The organism is Pseudomonas benzenivorans, from assembly GCF_033547155.1.
Lineage (GTDB): Bacteria > Pseudomonadota > Gammaproteobacteria > Pseudomonadales > Pseudomonadaceae > Aquipseudomonas > Aquipseudomonas benzenivorans_B.
Genome location: NZ_CP137892.1, coordinates 3224991 through 3241535, shown reverse-complemented (window position 1 = coordinate 3241535; position 16545 = coordinate 3224991). Strand labels below are relative to the sequence as shown.

Annotated in this window: 16 protein-coding genes; 5 read left to right on the top strand and 11 right to left on the bottom strand. The window is 67.5% G+C overall.

Annotated features, from left to right (window positions below; translation table 11 throughout):
- The first annotated feature begins 3 nt into the window (after positions 1–3).
- Positions 4–1839 (top strand): GldG family protein, encoded by a 1836-nt coding sequence (locus SBP02_RS14960; RefSeq protein ID WP_318642906.1) that lies wholly within the window; start codon positions 4–6, stop codon positions 1837–1839.
- A gap of 283 nt (positions 1840–2122) precedes the next feature.
- Positions 2123–2332: a cold-shock protein gene (locus SBP02_RS14955; RefSeq protein WP_318642905.1), complete on the top strand. Its 210-nt coding sequence runs from the start codon at positions 2123–2125 to the stop codon at positions 2330–2332.
- Positions 2333–2397: 65 nt separating this feature from the next.
- On the opposite strand, the gene SBP02_RS14950 is transcribed toward SBP02_RS14955, so the two are convergent.
- The 3 genes from SBP02_RS14950 to dapE form a co-directional block, all read right to left on the bottom strand.
- The gene (locus SBP02_RS14950) at positions 2398–2769 is read right to left on the bottom strand and encodes a hypothetical protein (RefSeq protein ID WP_318642904.1); all 372 of its coding nucleotides are present in this window, start codon (positions 2767–2769) and stop codon (positions 2398–2400) included.
- 23 nt (positions 2770–2792) lie between these two features.
- Positions 2793–3596, bottom strand: coding sequence for a putative RNA methyltransferase (locus SBP02_RS14945; protein ID WP_318642903.1), 804 nt, complete (start codon positions 3594–3596; stop codon positions 2793–2795).
- A gap of 146 nt (positions 3597–3742) precedes the next feature.
- Positions 3743–4897: a succinyl-diaminopimelate desuccinylase gene (gene dapE, locus SBP02_RS14940; RefSeq protein WP_318642902.1), complete on the bottom strand. Its 1155-nt coding sequence runs from the start codon at positions 4895–4897 to the stop codon at positions 3743–3745.
- Between the two features lie 186 nt (positions 4898–5083).
- On the opposite strand from dapE, the gene tcdA reads away from it, so the two are divergent.
- Positions 5084–5896, top strand: coding sequence for a tRNA cyclic N6-threonylcarbamoyladenosine(37) synthase TcdA (tcdA, locus tag SBP02_RS14935; RefSeq protein WP_318642901.1), 813 nt, complete (start codon positions 5084–5086; stop codon positions 5894–5896).
- Here tcdA and SBP02_RS14930 read toward each other — a convergent pair.
- From SBP02_RS14930 to map, 8 genes are all read right to left on the bottom strand, one after another.
- The gene (locus tag SBP02_RS14930; RefSeq protein WP_318642900.1) at positions 5893–6312 is read right to left on the bottom strand and encodes a SufE family protein; all 420 of its coding nucleotides are present in this window, start codon (positions 6310–6312) and stop codon (positions 5893–5895) included. The two genes, tcdA and SBP02_RS14930, sit on opposite strands and share 4 nt — an antisense overlap.
- Positions 6309–7514 (bottom strand): aminotransferase class V-fold PLP-dependent enzyme, encoded by a 1206-nt coding sequence (locus SBP02_RS14925; RefSeq protein WP_318642899.1) that lies wholly within the window; start codon positions 7512–7514, stop codon positions 6309–6311. The genes SBP02_RS14930 and SBP02_RS14925 overlap by 4 nt, the downstream gene beginning before the upstream one ends.
- A 130-nt stretch (positions 7515–7644) precedes the next feature.
- On the bottom strand, positions 7645–8679 hold the full coding sequence (dapD, locus tag SBP02_RS14920) for a 2,3,4,5-tetrahydropyridine-2,6-dicarboxylate N-succinyltransferase (RefSeq protein WP_318642898.1): 1035 nt from the start codon (positions 8677–8679) through the stop codon (positions 7645–7647).
- A gap of 29 nt (positions 8680–8708) precedes the next feature.
- Positions 8709–9332, bottom strand: a complete 624-nt coding sequence (locus SBP02_RS14915) for a LysE family translocator (protein ID WP_318642897.1) — start codon at positions 9330–9332, stop codon at positions 8709–8711.
- Between the two features lie 16 nt (positions 9333–9348).
- A complete protein-coding gene (locus tag SBP02_RS14910; RefSeq protein WP_318642896.1) occupies positions 9349–9696 on the bottom strand; it encodes an ArsC family reductase in 348 nt (115 codons plus the stop codon).
- Between the two features lie 2 nt (positions 9697–9698).
- Positions 9699–10895, bottom strand: coding sequence for a succinyldiaminopimelate transaminase (dapC, locus tag SBP02_RS14905; RefSeq protein WP_318642895.1), 1197 nt, complete (start codon positions 10893–10895; stop codon positions 9699–9701).
- A gap of 70 nt (positions 10896–10965) precedes the next feature.
- Positions 10966–13668: a [protein-PII] uridylyltransferase gene (locus SBP02_RS14900; protein WP_318642894.1), complete on the bottom strand. Its 2703-nt coding sequence runs from the start codon at positions 13666–13668 to the stop codon at positions 10966–10968.
- 25 nt (positions 13669–13693) lie between these two features.
- Positions 13694–14476 (bottom strand): type I methionyl aminopeptidase, encoded by a 783-nt coding sequence (map, locus tag SBP02_RS14895; RefSeq protein ID WP_318642893.1) that lies wholly within the window; start codon positions 14474–14476, stop codon positions 13694–13696.
- A gap of 310 nt (positions 14477–14786) precedes the next feature.
- Between map and rpsB the strand changes: the two genes are divergently transcribed.
- Positions 14787–15530: a 30S ribosomal protein S2 gene (gene rpsB, locus SBP02_RS14890; RefSeq protein ID WP_318642892.1), complete on the top strand. Its 744-nt coding sequence runs from the start codon at positions 14787–14789 to the stop codon at positions 15528–15530.
- A gap of 125 nt (positions 15531–15655) precedes the next feature.
- Positions 15656–16519, top strand: a complete 864-nt coding sequence (gene tsf / locus SBP02_RS14885) for a translation elongation factor Ts (RefSeq protein ID WP_318642891.1) — start codon at positions 15656–15658, stop codon at positions 16517–16519.
- Positions 16520–16545: the final 26 nt, after the last annotated feature.

Genomic DNA, 16545 nt, shown 5'->3' with positions numbered 1-16545 from the left:
CCGATGAAAAAGCTGATGTATTCCAGCGCCGGGCTGGTGCTCATCGCCCTGACGCTTCTCGCCTTCAACCTGGTTTCCGGCCTGAGCCTGAGCGGCGCGCGCCTGGACCTCACCGAGCAGAAGCTCTACACCCTGTCCGCCGGCACCGAGCAGATCCTCGGCGAGCTGCAGGAGCCGATCGAGCTGAGCTTCTTCTACTCCGACAGCACCGCCAAGGACCTGCCGGCGCTGCGCACCTACGCCAGGCGCGTCGAGGAGATGCTCAAGGCCTACCAGCGCGTGGCCGGCGACAAGCTGGTGCTCAGGATCATCGATCCGGCGCCCTTCTCCGAGGACGAGGACAAGGCCGCCGAGTTCGGCCTGCAGGGCATTCCCCTGCAGCAGGGCGGCGACTCCCTCTACTTCGGCCTGGCCGGCAAGAACGCCCGGGGCGACACCCAGGTCATCCCGTTCTTCGCCCTGGACCAGGAGGAGTTCCTCGAGTACGAGCTCAGCCGCCTGGTGCAGAGCCTGGCCGAGCCCGAGCGGCCGGTGGTCGGCGTGCTCTCGGGGCTGCAGATCAACGGTGGCTTCGACATGCAGGCCCGGCAGCCGACGCCGCCCTGGATGGTGATGGAGGAGATCCGCCAGCTGTTCAAGATCGAGAGCCTCAGGCGCGACATCGACCAGATTCCGGAAAGCGTCTCGGTGCTGCTGCTGGTGCATCCGAAGCAGCTGCCCGAGCAGACCCTCTATGCCATCGACCAGTTCGTCCTGCGCGGCGGCAAGCTGCTGGCCTTCGTCGACCCCTTCAGCGAGGCCGACACCCAGGCCGAGTTGCCCGGGGAGATGGCCGTCGACAAGTCCTCCGATCTCGGCCCGCTGCTGCCGGCCTGGGGCCTGCGCATGCGGCCGGACCAGGTGCTCGGCGATGGCGCCTACGCCATGTCGGTGAGCATGGGCCAGGGCCAGCGGCCGGTGCGCCATGCCGCCTGGCTGAGCCTGCCGAAGAACGCCCTGGACGCCGACGACATCGCCACCGCGGCGCTGGAGAACCTGACCCTGGCCACCGCCGGCCTGCTCGAGCCGCTGGAGGATGCCAAGACCCGCTTCGTGCCGCTGATCCAGAGCTCGCAGTACGCCATGCCCTTCGATGTGAAGCGCTTCGCCCTGCTGCACAACCCGGAGGAGCTGATCCGCGAGCTGCAGCCGACCGGCGAGCGCTATGCCCTCGCCGCGCGCATCAGCGGCCCGGCGCAGTCGGCCTATCCGGACGGCATCGAGGGGCGCAAGGACGGCCTCAAGCAGGCGGACAACATCAACGTCATAGTGGTCGCCGACACCGATTTGTTGACCGACCGCATGTGGGTGCAGGTGCAGGACTTCTTCGGCCAGCGCATCCCCCAGCCCTGGGCCGACAACGCCGGCTTCGCGATCAACGCCCTGGACAACCTGGCCGGCTCGGATGCGCTGATCAGCGTGCGCTCGCGCGGCCGCTTCAGCCGGCCCTTCGAGGTGGTGGAGGACTTGCAGCGCGAGGCCGAGGCACGCTTCCGCGAGAAGGAGCAGGCCCTGCAGACGCGCCTGGCCGACACCGAACAGAAGCTCGCCGCCCTGCAGCGCAGCGACGACCCGAGCAAGGCCCTGGAGCTGACCCCGGAGCAGCAGGCCACGGTGCAGCAGTTCCTGGCGGAGAAGCTGAAGATCCGCAAGGAGCTGCGCGAGGTGCGTTACCAGCTCAATGCCGATATCGAGGCATTGGGGCGGACCCTGAAATTCGTCAACATCGCCCTGGTGCCGTTGCTGCTGACCCTCGGTGTGCTGGCACTGTGGCTGTGGCGGCGTCGCCGGCAGGGGTGACGGCGCAGCGCGGCGGCACCGATTGGCTGCCGCCGCGGCCGTGTTCCCGGAGCGCAGAATAACGCTGCAAGCCTTGTCCGGTATGGCCTGCGGGCCTGGCAAAAAAGTGCTTTTCAGCTATCGGCCTTGCTTTATACTCCGGGAGCGGTCGTTGTCGGGATGCCGTCGCAAGCGCCGTTGCGGGCCAGGAGCGGCCGGCGATGGCAATGCCTGGAGCAACGTTCGCGTCGAACCGTCGAAGCGCCTTTACGGGACAATAAAAACTGCGAGTTGGAGAGTGGTAATGGCTGATCGTGAGACAGGAACCGTCAAGTGGTTCAATGATTCCAAGGGATATGGCTTCATCCAGCGTGAGAGCGGCGCCGATGTGTTCGTGCACTTTCGCGCCATCCGCGGTGAAGGCCACCGCACGCTGGTCGAAGGCCAGAAGGTCGAGTTCGCGGTGACCCAGGGCCAGAAGGGCCTGCAGGCGGAAGACGTTTCCGCGCTCTGAGCCGCCTCCCCATGAAAAAGCCCGTCGCTGACGGGCTTTTTCGTTTCTGCGACCTGCTCCGGCGCTCAGCCGGTGCGCCAGGTGATCTCCTCGACACCCTCGGCGCTGATGCGCAGCCAGCGGTCGGCCTGCTCGTCGCTTTCCTCCTCCTGCCAGCCGCCGGGAGCGCAGCGCACCTCGACGCCGAGGGCGGCGCAGGCCGCCTGGGCGCAGGCCAGGTCGTCCGCCCAGGGCGTGGCGTCGCTCTCCAGGTACAGGCTGTGCCACTTGCCGACGGCCTTGGGCAGCCAGGTCACCGGTATGTCGCCGGCGCGGCACTTGAAGGTCTGGCCCTTCTGCTGCCAGGGCGTGCAGGGGCCCAGGGCCTGGCCCAGCCAGTCGGTGACGGCCTGTTGCTCGGCATCCTTCAGGTAAATCTCGATATCCGGTTGGCGCATGCTCGCTTCCATTTCGGGTCAGCCTAGAGTTTTTCGATCCAATCGTAGCGTATGGCGACCGTCACCTCGAAGGGCGCGGCGATCACCGCGGCCCGTCGCTCGGCGCTGGCGCGCCAGCCGTGGGGGGTCATGGCCAGCAGGTCGGCGCGGGCCTGCTCATCGGCCAGCTGCAACTTGAAGCTCAGGGTCTCGCTGTGGGCCAGACCCATGCCGTCGGGGATCAGTTCCAGGTGCTTCTGCTCGTCGTAGTCGCGCACCTGGTCGTAGAGTTTCTGGCGCAGCTCGATCAGGTGTTCGCGGCTGGGGCCCATGCGCAGCAGGCCGCCACCGGGGGCGAGCAGGCGCCTGGCCTCCTGCCAGTCCAGCGGGCTGAACACACTGGCCAGCAGCTGGCAGCTGGCGTCGCCCAGGGGCACCCGGGCCATGCTCGCCACCAGCCACTCGAGTCGCGGCGCGCGCTTGCAGGCGCGCTTGACCGCCTCGCGGGAGATGTCCAAGGCATAGCCCCGGGCCTCGGGCAGGCGCTCGGCGACCTGTGCGGTGTAGTAGCCCTCGCCGCAGCCGATATCCAGCCAGGCGGCGGGGGTGCGCGCCGCGGCCAGTTCGGCCAGGCGCGCGGCCAGCGGCGCATAGTGGCCGCCGTCGAGGAAGCGTCGCCGGGCCTCGACCATGGCGGCATTGTCGCCCGGGTCGCGGCTGTTCTTGTGCTGCACCGGCAGCAGGTTCAGGTAGCCCTGGCGGGCGCGGTCGAAGCGATGCCCGGCCGGGCAGGCCACGCCGTTATCGACCGCGCTCAGGGCGCCCTGGCAGAGGGGGCAGGTCAGCATGCGAAAAATCCGTGGCAATGTCGTAGCGAGCAACCCGAGAGCAAGGCGGACGGAACGCAGCGACGAGACATATCAGTTAGATAGGCGAGGAGCGAGTACCGCCCAACGCGGCTATCGGGATGCGCAGTAGACATGGCCATGGATTTTCAGGCGAGCAGCTTGACCAGGGTCTGGTAGTAGATCTCGGTCAGCACATCCAGGTCGCTGGCCAGGACCCGCTCGTTGATCTGGTGGATGGTCGCGTTGACCGGGCCGAGCTCGACCACCTGGGTGCCCAGGGTGGCGATAAAGCGCCCGTCGGAGGTGCCGCCGGAGGTCGAGGGGGTGGTCTCGCGGCCGGTCACCGCCTTGATGCTGGCGGCCACGGCATCGAGCAGGGCGCCCGGCTCGGTGAGGAACGGCAGGCCGGACAGCGCCCACTCCACGTGGTAGTCCAGGCCGTGCTTGTCGAGGATAGCCTCGACGCGCTTCTGCAGGCCCTCGACCGTGGATTCGGTGGAGAAACGGAAGTTGAAGATCGCCCGCAGCTCGCCGGGAATCACGTTGGTGGCGCCTGTGCCGGCATTCAGGTTGGAGACCTGGAAGCTGGTCGGCGGGAAGAAGGCATTGCCGTCGTCCCAGTGCTCGGCGGCCAGTTCCGCCAGGGCCGGCGCGGCCAGGTGGATGGGGTTCTTGGCCAGGTGCGGGTAGGCCACGTGGCCCTGCACGCCGCGCACCGTGAGGGTGGCGCCGAGGGAGCCGCGGCGGCCGTTTTTGACCACGTCGCCGACCAGCGAGGTGCTCGAGGGCTCGCCGACTATGCACCAGTCCAGGCGCTCGTTGCGTGCCGCCAGGCGCTCGATCACCGCCTTGGTGCCGTGCTGGGCCGGGCCTTCCTCGTCGCTGGTGATCAGGAAGGCGATGCGCCCCTTGTGCCCCGGATGGTCGGCGACGAAGCGCTCCACCGCGATGATCATCGACGCCAGGCTGCCCTTCATGTCGGCGGCGCCGCGGCCGCAGAGCATGCCATGCTCGTCGATCAGCGCGTCGAACGGCTGGTGCTGCCAGGCCTGCAGCGGGCCGGTGGGGACCACGTCGGTGTGCCCGGCGAAGCACAGCACCGGGCCGTCCTGCTCGCCGTGGCTGGCCCAGAAGTTGTCCACCTCCTCGATGCGCATCGGCTCGACCGCGAAGCCGACGGCTTCGAGGCGGCGCATCATCAGGGCCTGGCAGCCTTCGTCGAGCGGGGTGACGGACGGGCGGCGGATCAGGTCGCAGGCGAGCTCCAGGGTGGCGGAGAGGGACGGGGCGGGGGCAGTCATTGCGGCTCCAGGGCGGCGTCTAGCGGAAAGCCCGCCATCTTAAAGCAAAATCGCCGTCATGGGCCGCCGCTAGGCAGCAAAGGCCGGGGCGCCGCCGGATGGGGCAAGGGCGTCTCGGGTGGCTGCAGGTCGGGCCCGGGTCGCTATAATGCGCGCCTGCTCGAATTCTGGCTGTTGAGGTGAGAAATGCCGTTCGACGAACAACGTTTTGCCGGAATCGCCCGTCTCTATGGGCGCGAGGGCGCCGAGCGCCTGCTGGCCGCCCATGTCGCGGTGGTCGGTATCGGCGGCGTCGGTTCCTGGGCCGCCGAGGCCCTGGCCCGCTCCGGGGTGGGCGAGATCTCCCTGTTCGACCTGGACGACGTGTGCATCACCAATACCAATCGCCAGGTGCACGCGCTGGACGGCGCGGTCGGCCAGGCCAAGGTCGAGGCCATGGCCGCGCGCATCCGCGCCATCAATCCGGCCTGCGTGGTGCACGCGGTGGCCGACTTCGTCACCCGCGAGACCATGGCCGAGTACATCACCGAGCAACTCGACGCGGTGATCGACTGCATCGACAGCGTGGCCGCCAAGGCCGCGCTGATCGCCTGGTGCAAGCGGCGCAAGATCCAGATCGTCACCACCGGCGGTGCCGGCGGGCAGGTCGACCCGACGCAGATCCAGATCGCCGACCTCAACAAGACCTTCAACGACCCCCTGGCCGCCAAGGTGCGCTCGGTGCTGCGCCGCGAGTACAACTTCTCGCGCACCCCGGGGCGCACCTACAGCGTGCCCTGCGTGTTCTCCACCGAGCAGCTGCGCTACCCCAAGCCGGACGGCACGGTGTGCCAGGCCAAGGGCTTCGTCGGCGAAGGGGTGAAACTCGACTGCGCCGGCGGCTTCGGCGCGGTAATGATGGTCACCGCCAGCTTCGGCATGGCCGCGGTGGCCAAGACGGTGGACAAGCTGGTGGCCGGTGCGCGGCGGCCGGCCGAGCGCGCGACGAGAACGTCCTAGTCCTCCGAGTGTTCCGCCGCCAGCTGACGCATGCGCTGCAGCACGGCGTTGAGGCCATTGCTGCGCGACGGCGACAGCTGGCGGGCCAGCCCCAGTCGTTCGAACCAGTCGGCCAGGTCGAGGGCGGACAGTTCCGCGGCGCCGAGGCCCTCGACCCGCGCCAGCAGCACCGCCAGCAGCCCCCTGAGCAGGCGGGCATCGCTGAAGGCGCGAAATTGCCAGCAACCGTCGCGGCATTCGGCGGTCAGCCACACCCGGCTCTCGCAGCCGTGCACGCGATTGGCCTCGCAGCGCTCAACTTCTGTCAGCGGCGCCAGGCGCTCGCCCCACTGCAGCAGCAGGCGTGCGCGCTGTTCCCAGCCGGGGCACTGCTGGAAGGCCTCGAGGGCTTGCCGGGCGCTGGGCGGCAGGCTCATCGCAGCAGCTCCAGGGAGGCGTCGAGGGCGGCGAAGAAGCGCTCCAGGTCCGCTCCGTCGTTGTACAGGCCAAGCGACACGCGCACGGCACCGGACAGGCCGAGCCGCTGCATCAGTGGCATGGCGCAGTGATGCCCGGCCCGCACGGCGATGCCCTGCTCGGTCAGCAGCTGGGCCAGATCGGCGTTATGCACGCCGTCGACGACGAAACTGGCCAGGGCCACCCGCGGGGCGCCGAGCAGCTGGATGCCGTCGCGTGCGGCCAGGCCGGCGAGCAGCTTGGCGTGCAGCGCCGCCTCATGGCCGGTCACGGCGGCACCGTCCAGCTCGGCCAGGTAATCGAGGGCGGCTCCCAGGGCGATGACCCCGGCGATCGGCGGGGTCCCGGCCTCGAAGCCCAGGGGCGCGGCGCGGAACTCGGCGCTCTGGTAGTCGGCCAGCTGCACCATCTCCCCGCCGAACTGCCAATGCCTGACACGCCGCAGGGCGTCGGCGCGGCCATAGAGCAGGCCGACGCCATCGGGGCCGTAGAGCTTGTGGCTGGAGCAGACATAGAAGTCGCAGTCCAGCGCCTGCAGGTCGTGGCGGCCGTGGACCACACCCTGGGCGCCGTCGACCACGCAGAGCGCACCCTGGGCCTGGCCCAGGGCGATCAGTTCGCGCAGCGGCTGCCACACCCCGAGCACATTGGACAGCTGGCTGAGCGCCAGCAGGCGGGTGCGCGGGCCGATCAGCGTGGCGGCCTGTTCCAGGTCGATCAGGCCCCGGTCGTCCAGCGGCAGGACTACCAGCTCGAGGCCGCGGCGTCGGGCCAGCTGCTGCCAGGGCAGCAGATTGGCGTGGTGCTCCGCAGCGCTGACGACGATCTCGTCGCCGGCCTGGAACTCGGCCTCCAGGCCGTAGGCCAGCAGGTTGAAAGCCTCGGTGGCGCCGCGGGTGAAAATGACCTGGCTAGCCTCGGCGGCATTCAGCCAGTGCGCGACCTTGCCGCGGGTCGCCTCGAAGGCGCGGGTGGCGCGTTCGCCCGGCAGGTGCTGGGCGCGGTGTACATTGGCCGCGCCGCCGGCGTAGTAGTCCAGCAGGGCATCCAGCACGGCCTGGGGCTTCTGGGCGGTGGCGGCGCTGTCCAGATAGGTCTGGCCCTCGGCTTCGAGGGCGAGGATGCCGGGGAAGTCGGCGCGCCAGGGGGAATTCAGGGGCATGGGCGTGGGCACTGCTGGGAAATTGGCTGAGTATAAATAGACAGGCCGGGCATAAGCCCGGCCTGTCTATTATCGCACGCGCTCGGTTCGCAGGGCGGATGACGGCGCGGCCGCATCCGCCAGGCTGAACTCAGTTGTGCGCGTGCAGGGCCTCGTTCAGCTCGATCGCCGACTTGTGGCTCTTGCACTCCACCGCGCCACTCTGGGAGTTGCGGCGGAACAGCAGGTCCGGCTGGCCGGCCAGCTCGCGGGCCTTGAGCACCTTGACCAGCTGGCCCTGGTCGTCGAGCAGCGCGACCTTGGTGCCGGCGGTGATGTACAGGCCGGACTCCACGGTGTTGCGGTCGCCCAGGGGGATGCCGATGCCGGCGTTGGCGCCGATCAGGCAGCCCTCGCCCACGGAGATGACGATGTTGCCGCCGCCGGACAGGGTGCCCATGGTCGAGCAGCCGCCGCCCAGGTCCGAACCCTTGCCGACGAACACTCCGGCCGAGACCCGGCCCTCGATCATGCCCGGGCCCGCGGTGCCCGCGTTGAAGTTGACGAAGCCCTCGTGCATCACCGTGGTGCCTTCGCCGATGTAGGCGCCCAGGCGTACGCGGGCGGTGTCGGCGATGCGCACGCCGGCCGGCACCACGTAGTCGGTCATCTTCGGGAACTTGTCCACCGAGAAGACTTCCAGCAGCTCGCCCTTCAGGCGTGCTTCCAGCTGGCGCTCGGCCAGTTCGGCGAGGTCCACGGCGCCCTGGTTGGTCCAGGCCACGTTGGGCAGCAGCGGGAAGATGCCGGAGAGGTTGACGCCGTGGGGCTTGACCAGACGGTGCGAGAGCAGGTGCAGCTTGAGGTAGGCCTCGGGGGTGCTGACCGGCGCGGCATCCTCGGCGAGCAGGGTGGCGACCAGCGGCTGGTGGCTCTCGGCCAGGCGGGTGAGCAGCTTGGCCTGGACGGCGTCGACGCCTTTCAGGGCCTCGGCCAGTTCGCCGGCCTGGGTGGTGCTGAAGGCGATCGCCTGGTTGCCGCCGTTGTAGCCGAGCTTGTCGGCAACCTTGGCGACCAGCTCGGCGGCCGGGTTGAGCAGCGGCTGGGCGTAGAACACTTCCAGCCAGGCGCCCTGGCGATTCTGGGTACCGACACCGAAGGCGATGCTGAAGACTTGGGTGGACATGGGGTTTCCTCTTGCTGAAATAGGGTGGGTCAGGCGGGCCGGCGGCTGAGCAGCAGGCCCAGGCCGGCGCCGCCCAGCAGGGCGGCGCAGCCACGGTTGAACAGGCGCCGCGCCCGGGGCGCGGCGAACAGGCGGCCGAGGTGCAGGCCGGCCAGCGCATAGAGCAGCACGGCCAGCCATTCCAGCAGCAGGAAGGCCAGGCCGAGAACGGCGAACTGCGGCGCCACCGCTTGCTGCGAATCGACGAACTGCGGCAGGAACGCGGTGAAGATCAGGATTGCCTTGGGGTTGCCGGCGGCGACCCAGAACTCCTGGCGACACAGGGACCACAGCGCCTGGCGTGGCGCGCCGGGTTCGTCCTCGAGACCTGCCGCCGGCGTTCGCCACAGCTGCAAGGCCAGCCAGAACAGGTAGGCCGCGCCGAGCAGCTTGATGATCAGGAACAGGCCGGCCGAGGCTTGCAGCACCAGGGCCAGGCCGGACGCCGCCAGGGCGATCATGCCGGCGAACGCCAGCAGCCGCCCGCAGGCGGCCAGGCAGGCGACGCGCAGGCCCTGGCGCGCCGCGTTGTGCAGCGACAGCAGGTTGTTCGGTCCCGGCGCCAGGTTCAGGGCGAAGCAGGCGGGGATGAACAGCAGCCAGGCGATATCCATGATGCGCTTCCGGGGGTCAGGCCAGCGCCGCAGCGTAGCGCTCGGGCTTGAAGCCGACCAGGGTGCGGTCGCCCAGGTCCAGCACCGGGCGTTTGATCATCGACGGCTGGGCGAGCATCAGCTCGATGGCCTTGGCCTGGTCGAGCTCGGCTTTCTGCGCCTCGTCCAGCTTGCGGAAGGTGGTGCCGGCGCGGTTGAGAACGGTCTCCCAGCCGTGCTCGGCGCACCACTTCTCCAGGTTGCCGCGGTCGATGCCGACGGCCTTGTAGTCGTGAAAGGCATAGTCCACGCCGTGCTCGTCGAGCCAGGTGCGGGCCTTCTTCATGGTGTCGCAGGCTTTGATGCCGTACAGGGTCTTGCTCATGGTCACAGGCTCCTGACGAAATCACGGATACGTTCGGCGGCTTCGACGCACTCGGCCAGCGGCGCCACCAGGGCCATGCGCACGCGCCCGGCGCCCGGGTTGACGCCCCCGACCTCGCGCGACAGGTAGGAGCCCGGCACCACGGTGACGTGCTCGCGGGCGAACAGCTCGCGGGTGAAGGTCTCGTCGTCCACCGGGGTCTTGGCCCAGAGGTAGAAGCCGCCGTCCGGGCGCTGCACCTCCAGCACGCCGTCGAGAATCGCCAGCACCGCATCGAACTTCTCGCGGTACAGGGCGCGGTTGGCGCGCACATGCACCTCGTCGTTCCAGGCGGCGACGCTGGCCAGCTGGGTCTGCACCGGCATGGCGCAGCCGTGGTAGGTGCGGTACAGCAGGAAGGCCTTGAGGATCTCCGCATCGCCGGCGACGAAGCCCGAGCGCAGGCCCGGCAGGTTGGAGCGCTTGGACAGGCTGTGGAACACCACGCAGCGCTTGAAATCGCTGCGGCCCAGCTCGGCGCAGGCGGTCAGCAGGCCGGCCGGCGGGTGTTGCTCGTCGAAGTACAGCTCGCTGTAGCACTCGTCGGCGGCGATGACGAAGTCGAATTCGTCGGCCAGGGCGATCAGCTGCTTCAGGGTGTCCAGCGGAATCAGGGCGCCGGTGGGATTGCCCGGCGAGCAGAGGAAGAGGATCTGGCAGCGCTGCCAGACCTCCGCCGGTACCGCGTCGAAGTCCGGGTTGAAGCCCTGCTCTTCCAGGCAGGGCAGGTAGTGGGGCTGGGCACCGGCGAGCAGGGCCGCGCCCTCGTAGATCTGGTAGAAGGGGTTGGGGCTGACCACCAGGGCCTGTGCGTCGCGCCGGACCACGGCCTGGGTGAAGGCGAACAGCGCCTCGCGGGTGCCGTTGACCGGCAGCACGTGGCGCGCCGGGTCGAGCCAGCCCTCCGGCAGGTCGAAGCGGCGGGCGCACCAGGCGGCGATGGCCTCGCGCAGCGCCGGCAGGCCCAGGGTGGTCGGATAGACCGCCAGCTGGTCGAGGTTGGCGCTCAGGGCCTCGGCGACGAAGCTCGGCGAGCGGTGCTTGGGCTCGCCGATCGACAGGGCGATGGCCGGCTTGGCGCCGCTCGGCCGGGCGCCGGCCAGCAGGGCGCGGAGCTTCTCGAAGGGGTAGGGCTGCAACTGGTTCAACGCATCATTCATGGCTATTTCCTGGTACTGCTAACGCTCGCTGACCGGCCTGGGCGGCACCGCAGCGTGGGGCGGTGGTCGGTCAGATACTGATTCGGTTCGGCTCGCTCTGCTGCAGGTTGGCCTCGGTGAGCTGGGCGACGATGGTTTCCTGCAGGCGCACGCACAGCGCCGGGTCGGACAGCGGCTGGTTGTGCGCGTCGGTGACGAAGAACACGTCTTCCACCCGCTCGCCCAGGGTGGCGATCTTGGCATTCTGCAGCGACAGGTCGAAGTCGAGGAAGATCCGTCCCAGTCGCGCCAGCAGGCCGGGGCGGTCGGGGGCGGTCAGCTCAAGCACGGTCACCGGGCGCTGGGCGTCGTTGTAGATGGTCACCCGCGGGGGAAAGGCGAAGTGCTTGAGCTGGCGCGGCACGCGGCGCTGGATGATGCTGGGGTACTCGTCCGGGTTCTTCAGGGCGTCGATCAGGCCCTGGCGGATCTGCTTGATGCGCGCCGGGTTGTCGCCGATCGAGCCGCCTTCGCCTTCCAGCACTATGTAGGTGTCGAGGGTGAACTGGCTGGTCGAGGTGAGAATCCGCGCGTCGTGGATGTTCAGGTTGAGCTGGGCCATGGCCGCCACGGTCACGGCGAAGAAGTCGTGCTGGTCCTGGGCGTAGATGAAGATCTGGGTGCCGCCCTCGAACTCGCGCTGGGTGGTCTCCTTGATCAGCACCAGGGGGTTGCCGTCGTTGGGGTGCTGGAGGATCGCCTCGGTGTGCCAGGCCACGTCGCCCGCCGTATGGCGCAGGAAGTAGTCGTCGCCGAGCTGCGACCACAGCTGCTCGGCGTCGTCCTGGTCGGTACCGCCGCGCACCAGGATGTCCAGGGCGGCGCTCTGGGTCAGGCGGATCTGCTCCTCGCGCTCCAGGCGATTCTCCAGGCCGCGGCGCAGGGCGCGCTTGGTCTCGGTATAGAGCTGGCGCAGCAGGCTGGCGCGCCAGGAGTTCCACAGGCTCGGGTTGGTGGCATTGATGTCGGCCACGGTGAGCACGTAGAGGTAGTCCAGGCGGGTCTGGTCGCCGACGAACTGGGCGAAGTCGTGGATCACCTGGGGGTCGGAGAGGTCCTTGCGCTGGGCGGTGGTGGACATCGCCAGGTGCTGCTGCACCAGCCAGACCACCAGCTTGGAGTCCCAGTCGGGCAGGTGATGGCGGGCGCAGAAGGCCTCGGCATCCACCGCGCCGAGTTCCGAGTGATCGCCGCCGCGGCCCTTGCCGATGTCGTGGTAGAGCCCGGCCAGGTAGATCAGCTCGGGCTTGGGCAGCTTGGCGATCAGCTTGCTGGCCAGGGGGAACTTCTCCGCCAGCTCGGGCCACTTGAACTTGCGCAGGTGCTTGATCAGGTTGAGCGTGTGGGCGTCGACCGTATAGATGTGGAACAGGTCGTGCTGCATCTGCCCGACTATGTGGCCGAACTCCGGCAGGTAGCGGCCGAGGATGCCGTAGCGGTTCATCCGCCGCAGGTTGCGGTGGATGCCCTGGCCGCTCTTGAACAATTCGATGAACAGGCTGGTGTTGCGGATGTCGCTGCGGAACTCGTCGTCGATCAGGTGGCGGTGGTCGCGCAGCAGGCGGATGCTGTCGGCACGCACGCCCTTGATCTCGGTGTGCTGGGCCATCAGCACGAAGACTTCCATGATGGCGAACGGCGTGCGCTTGAACACGTTCGGGTGGGTCACCTCGATATAGCCGTCGCGCAGCTGGAAGCGGCTGTTCAATGGCGTGGCCGCGGCGCTCTCGCCGGCGCGCAGGATGACTTCCTCGAAGTGCTGGTTGATCAGCTCGCCGAGCTCGGCGATGGCCATGACCACGCGATAGTACTTCTGCATGAAGCGCTCGATGGCGCCCTTGTTGTCGCCGCCCTCGAAGCCGAGCAGGCTGGCGATCTGGCGCTGGTGGTCGAACAGCAGGCGGTCCTCGGCGCGCCCGGCGAGCATGTGCAGGGCGTAGCGCACCTTCCAGAGGAACTCCTGGCTGGAGGCGAGCAGGGCGTATTCGCTTTCCAGCAGGAAGCCCTGGCCGACCATGGCATGCAGGTTGAGGGTGCCGAAGTGGCGGCGGGCGACCCAGAGGATGGTCTGGATGTCGCGCAGGCCGCCGGGCGAGCCCTTGACGTTGGGCTCCAGGTTGTACTCGGTGTCGTTGTACTTGCGGTGGCGGCTGCGCTGCTCCTCGCGCTTGGCCAGGAAGAAGTCCTTGCTCGGCCACATCCGCTCGCTGCTGGTGACTTCCAGCATGCGCTGGCGCAGGGCCTCCGGCCCGGCGATGGTGCGGCTCTCCATCAGGTTGGTGATCACCGTCAGGTCGGCGCGGGCCTCCTCGGCGCACTCGTCGATCGAGCGCACGCTCTGACCGACCTCCAGGCCGATGTCCCAGAGCAGGGTGAGGAAGTGCTCGATCGGCTCGCGGAAGGCTTCGTGATCGGCGCCGCCGAGCAGGATCAGCAGGTCGATGTCGGAGAAGGGGTGCAGCTCGCCGCGGCCGTAGCCGCCGACCGCCAGCAGGGCGATGTCGGCGTCCTCGGGCCAGGCCAGGCGTTTCCAGGCCTCGCCGAGGATCTGGTCGACGAACCAGGCGCGATCCTCGACCAGGCGGCGGACTTCGCGGCCGGCACGGAAGCGCGCGTCGAGCACGTCGTGGGCGCGACGGATCACCTTCTTGAAGGCGGCGATGGGGCTGGCCTTCAGGGCCAGTTCCGCTTGGAACTGGCCGCGGTCGAACAATTCCGGATCTACCTGCGGCATGCAGCGGCTTACCTGTATGGGCGTTTTAGGTCGAGGTGCGCGCGATGCTGTCGTCGCTGCGCAGGGTGAAGATCTCGTAGCCGTCGGCGGTGACCAGGATGGTGTGCTCCCACTGGGCCGAGAGCTTGCGGTCCTTGGTGATGGCGGTCCAGCCGTCGCCGAGCAGGCGGGTCTCGGGGCGGCCCTGGTTGATCATCGGCTCGATGGTGAAGGTCATGCCCTCTTTCAGCTCCATGCCGGTGCCGGCGCGACCGTAGTGCAACACCTGCGGCTCTTCGTGGAATACCTTGCCGATGCCGTGGCCGCAGTATTCGCGCACCACGGAGAAGCCGTTCTTCTCGGCGTGCTTCTGGATCACCTCGCCGATATCGCCGAGGCGGGCGCCCGGACGCACCAGTTCGATGCCTTTATACATGCACTCCTGGGTGACCTTGGCCAGGCGCTCGGCCCACTCCGGCACCTTGCCGACCATGAACATCTTGCTGGTGTCGCCGTGGTAGCCGTCCTTGATCACGGTGACGTCGATATTCAGCACGTCGCCGTCCTTGAGCGGTTTTTCGTTGGGGATGCCGTGGCAGACCACATGGTTGATCGAGGTGCAGATCGACTTGGGGAAGCCCTTGTAGTTGAGGGGCGCGGGAATGGCCTGCTGCACGTTGACGATATAGTCGTGGCAGATGCGGTCCAGTTCGTCGGTGGTCACGCCGGGCTTGACGTGTTCACCGATCATTTCCAGCACCTCGGCGGCCAGGCGGCCGGCCACGCGCATTTTTTCGATTTCTTCGGGCGTCTTGATGGTGACGGTCATGCGGTCTCTCTCGGTGCGCGTCGGCGCAAGGCAAAAAAGGAAAGAGCGGAGTCTAACAGAGAAGGCGCGCGCGGGCGGTACGCCGTAAGCCGCTGGCGCGGCCGGCCGGCCTCTGTTTGCAGGGTCGCGATGCGGTGCGTGTAGCTTATGGGGTGTCGTTGTGGTATAAAACGCGCCGCTTTCCGGGCGAGCAGCCCGAAGGCTTAAACCCACACACGTATCGACACGGTTTCCTGGGTGCCTGCCGCCAAGTGCGGGGGTTGGAAATTGGGATGCGTGGAGGCCTAACCCGACTTATTAAGGAACTGTCATGTCCCAAGTCAATATGCGCGATATGCTGAAGGCCGGTGTGCACTTCGGCCACCAGACCCGTTACTGGAACCCGAAAATGGGTAAGTACATTTTCGGCGCGCGTAACAAGATTCACATCATCAACCTGGAAAAGACCCTGCCGATGTTCAACGAGGCCCTGTCCTTCGTTGAGAAGCTGGCTGCAGGCAAGAACAAGATCCTGTTCGTCGGCACCAAGCGTTCCGCTGGCAAGATCGTCCGCGAAGAAGCCGCCCGCTGCGGTTCGCCCTTCGTCGACCATCGCTGGTTGGGCGGCATGCTGACCAACTACAAGACCATCCGCGCTTCGATCAAGCGCCTGCGCGATCTGGAAACCCAGTCCCAGGACGGCACCTTCGCCAAGCTGACCAAGAAAGAAGCCCTGATGCGCACCCGTGATCTGGAGAAGCTGGATCGCAGCCTGGGTGGCATCAAGGACATGGGCGGCCTGCCGGACGCGCTGTTCGTGATCGACGTCGACCACGAGCGCATCGCCATCACCGAAGCCAACAAGCTGGGCATCCCGGTCATCGGCGTGGTCGATACCAACAGCAGCCCGGAAGGTGTGGACTACATCATCCCGGGTAACGACGACGCCATTCGTGCCATCCAGCTGTACATGGGTGCCATGGCCGACGCCGTCGTGCGTGGCCGCAGCAACGCAGGCGGCGGCACCGACGAGTTCGTCGAAGAAGCCCCGGCCTCCGAAGCGGCCCAAGGCTAAGCGGTAAGCATCTAGCGTTACTCGCTGCGCAAAAAGGGGGCTAGGCCCCCTTTTTGCCACTCACAGAATCGAGCGCCCGAGCTGACGGGTGCAATGGTTGAAGACCTACCGAGAGGATTTTCAAGATGGCAGAGATTACTGCAGCCCTGGTTAAAGAACTGCGCGAGCGTACCGGCCAAGGCATGATGGAGTGCAAGAAGGCCCTGGTTGCCGCTGGTGGCGATATCGAGAAGGCCATCGACGACATGCGCGCTTCCGGCGCCATCAAGGCCGCCAAGAAGGCCGGCAACATCGCCGCCGAGGGTTCGATCGCCGTGCGCGTCGAAGGCGGCCGTGGCCTGATCATCGAAGTCAACTCGCAGACCGACTTCCTGGCCCTGCAGGACGACTTCAAGGCCTTCGTCAAGGAGAGCCTGGACGAGGCCTTCGAGCAGAACCTGACCGATGCCGCGCCGCTGATCGCTTCCCGTGAATCCGCTCGCGAAGCGCTGGTTGCCAAGTGTGGTGAGAACGTCAACATCCGTCGTCTGACCGCCGTGTCCGGCGACACCGTCGGTGCCTACCTGCACGGCCACCGCATCGGTGTTCTGGTGGTCCTGAAGGGCGGCAGCGACGAGCTGGCCAAGCATGTTGCCATGCACGTGGCGGCGTCCAACCCGGCCGTTGTCAGCCCGGATCAGGTTTCCGAGGAGCTGGTTGCCAAGGAGAAGGAAATCTTCCTGCAGCTCAACGCCGAGAAGATCGCCGGCAAGCCGGAAAACATCGTCGAGAACATGGTCAAAGGCCGTATCGCCAAGTTCCTGGCCGAAGCCAGCCTGGTTGAGCAGGCGTTCATCATGGACCCGGAAGTCAAGGTCGGTGATCTGGTGAAGAAGGCCGGTGCCGAGATCGTTTCCTTCGTGCGTTACGAAGTAGGCGAAGGCATCGAGAAGGCCGAGACCGACTTCGCTGCCGAAGTCGCTGCTCAGGTTGCTGCCAGCAAGCAGTAAACTGGTCTAGCAGTCTACTCAGGCTG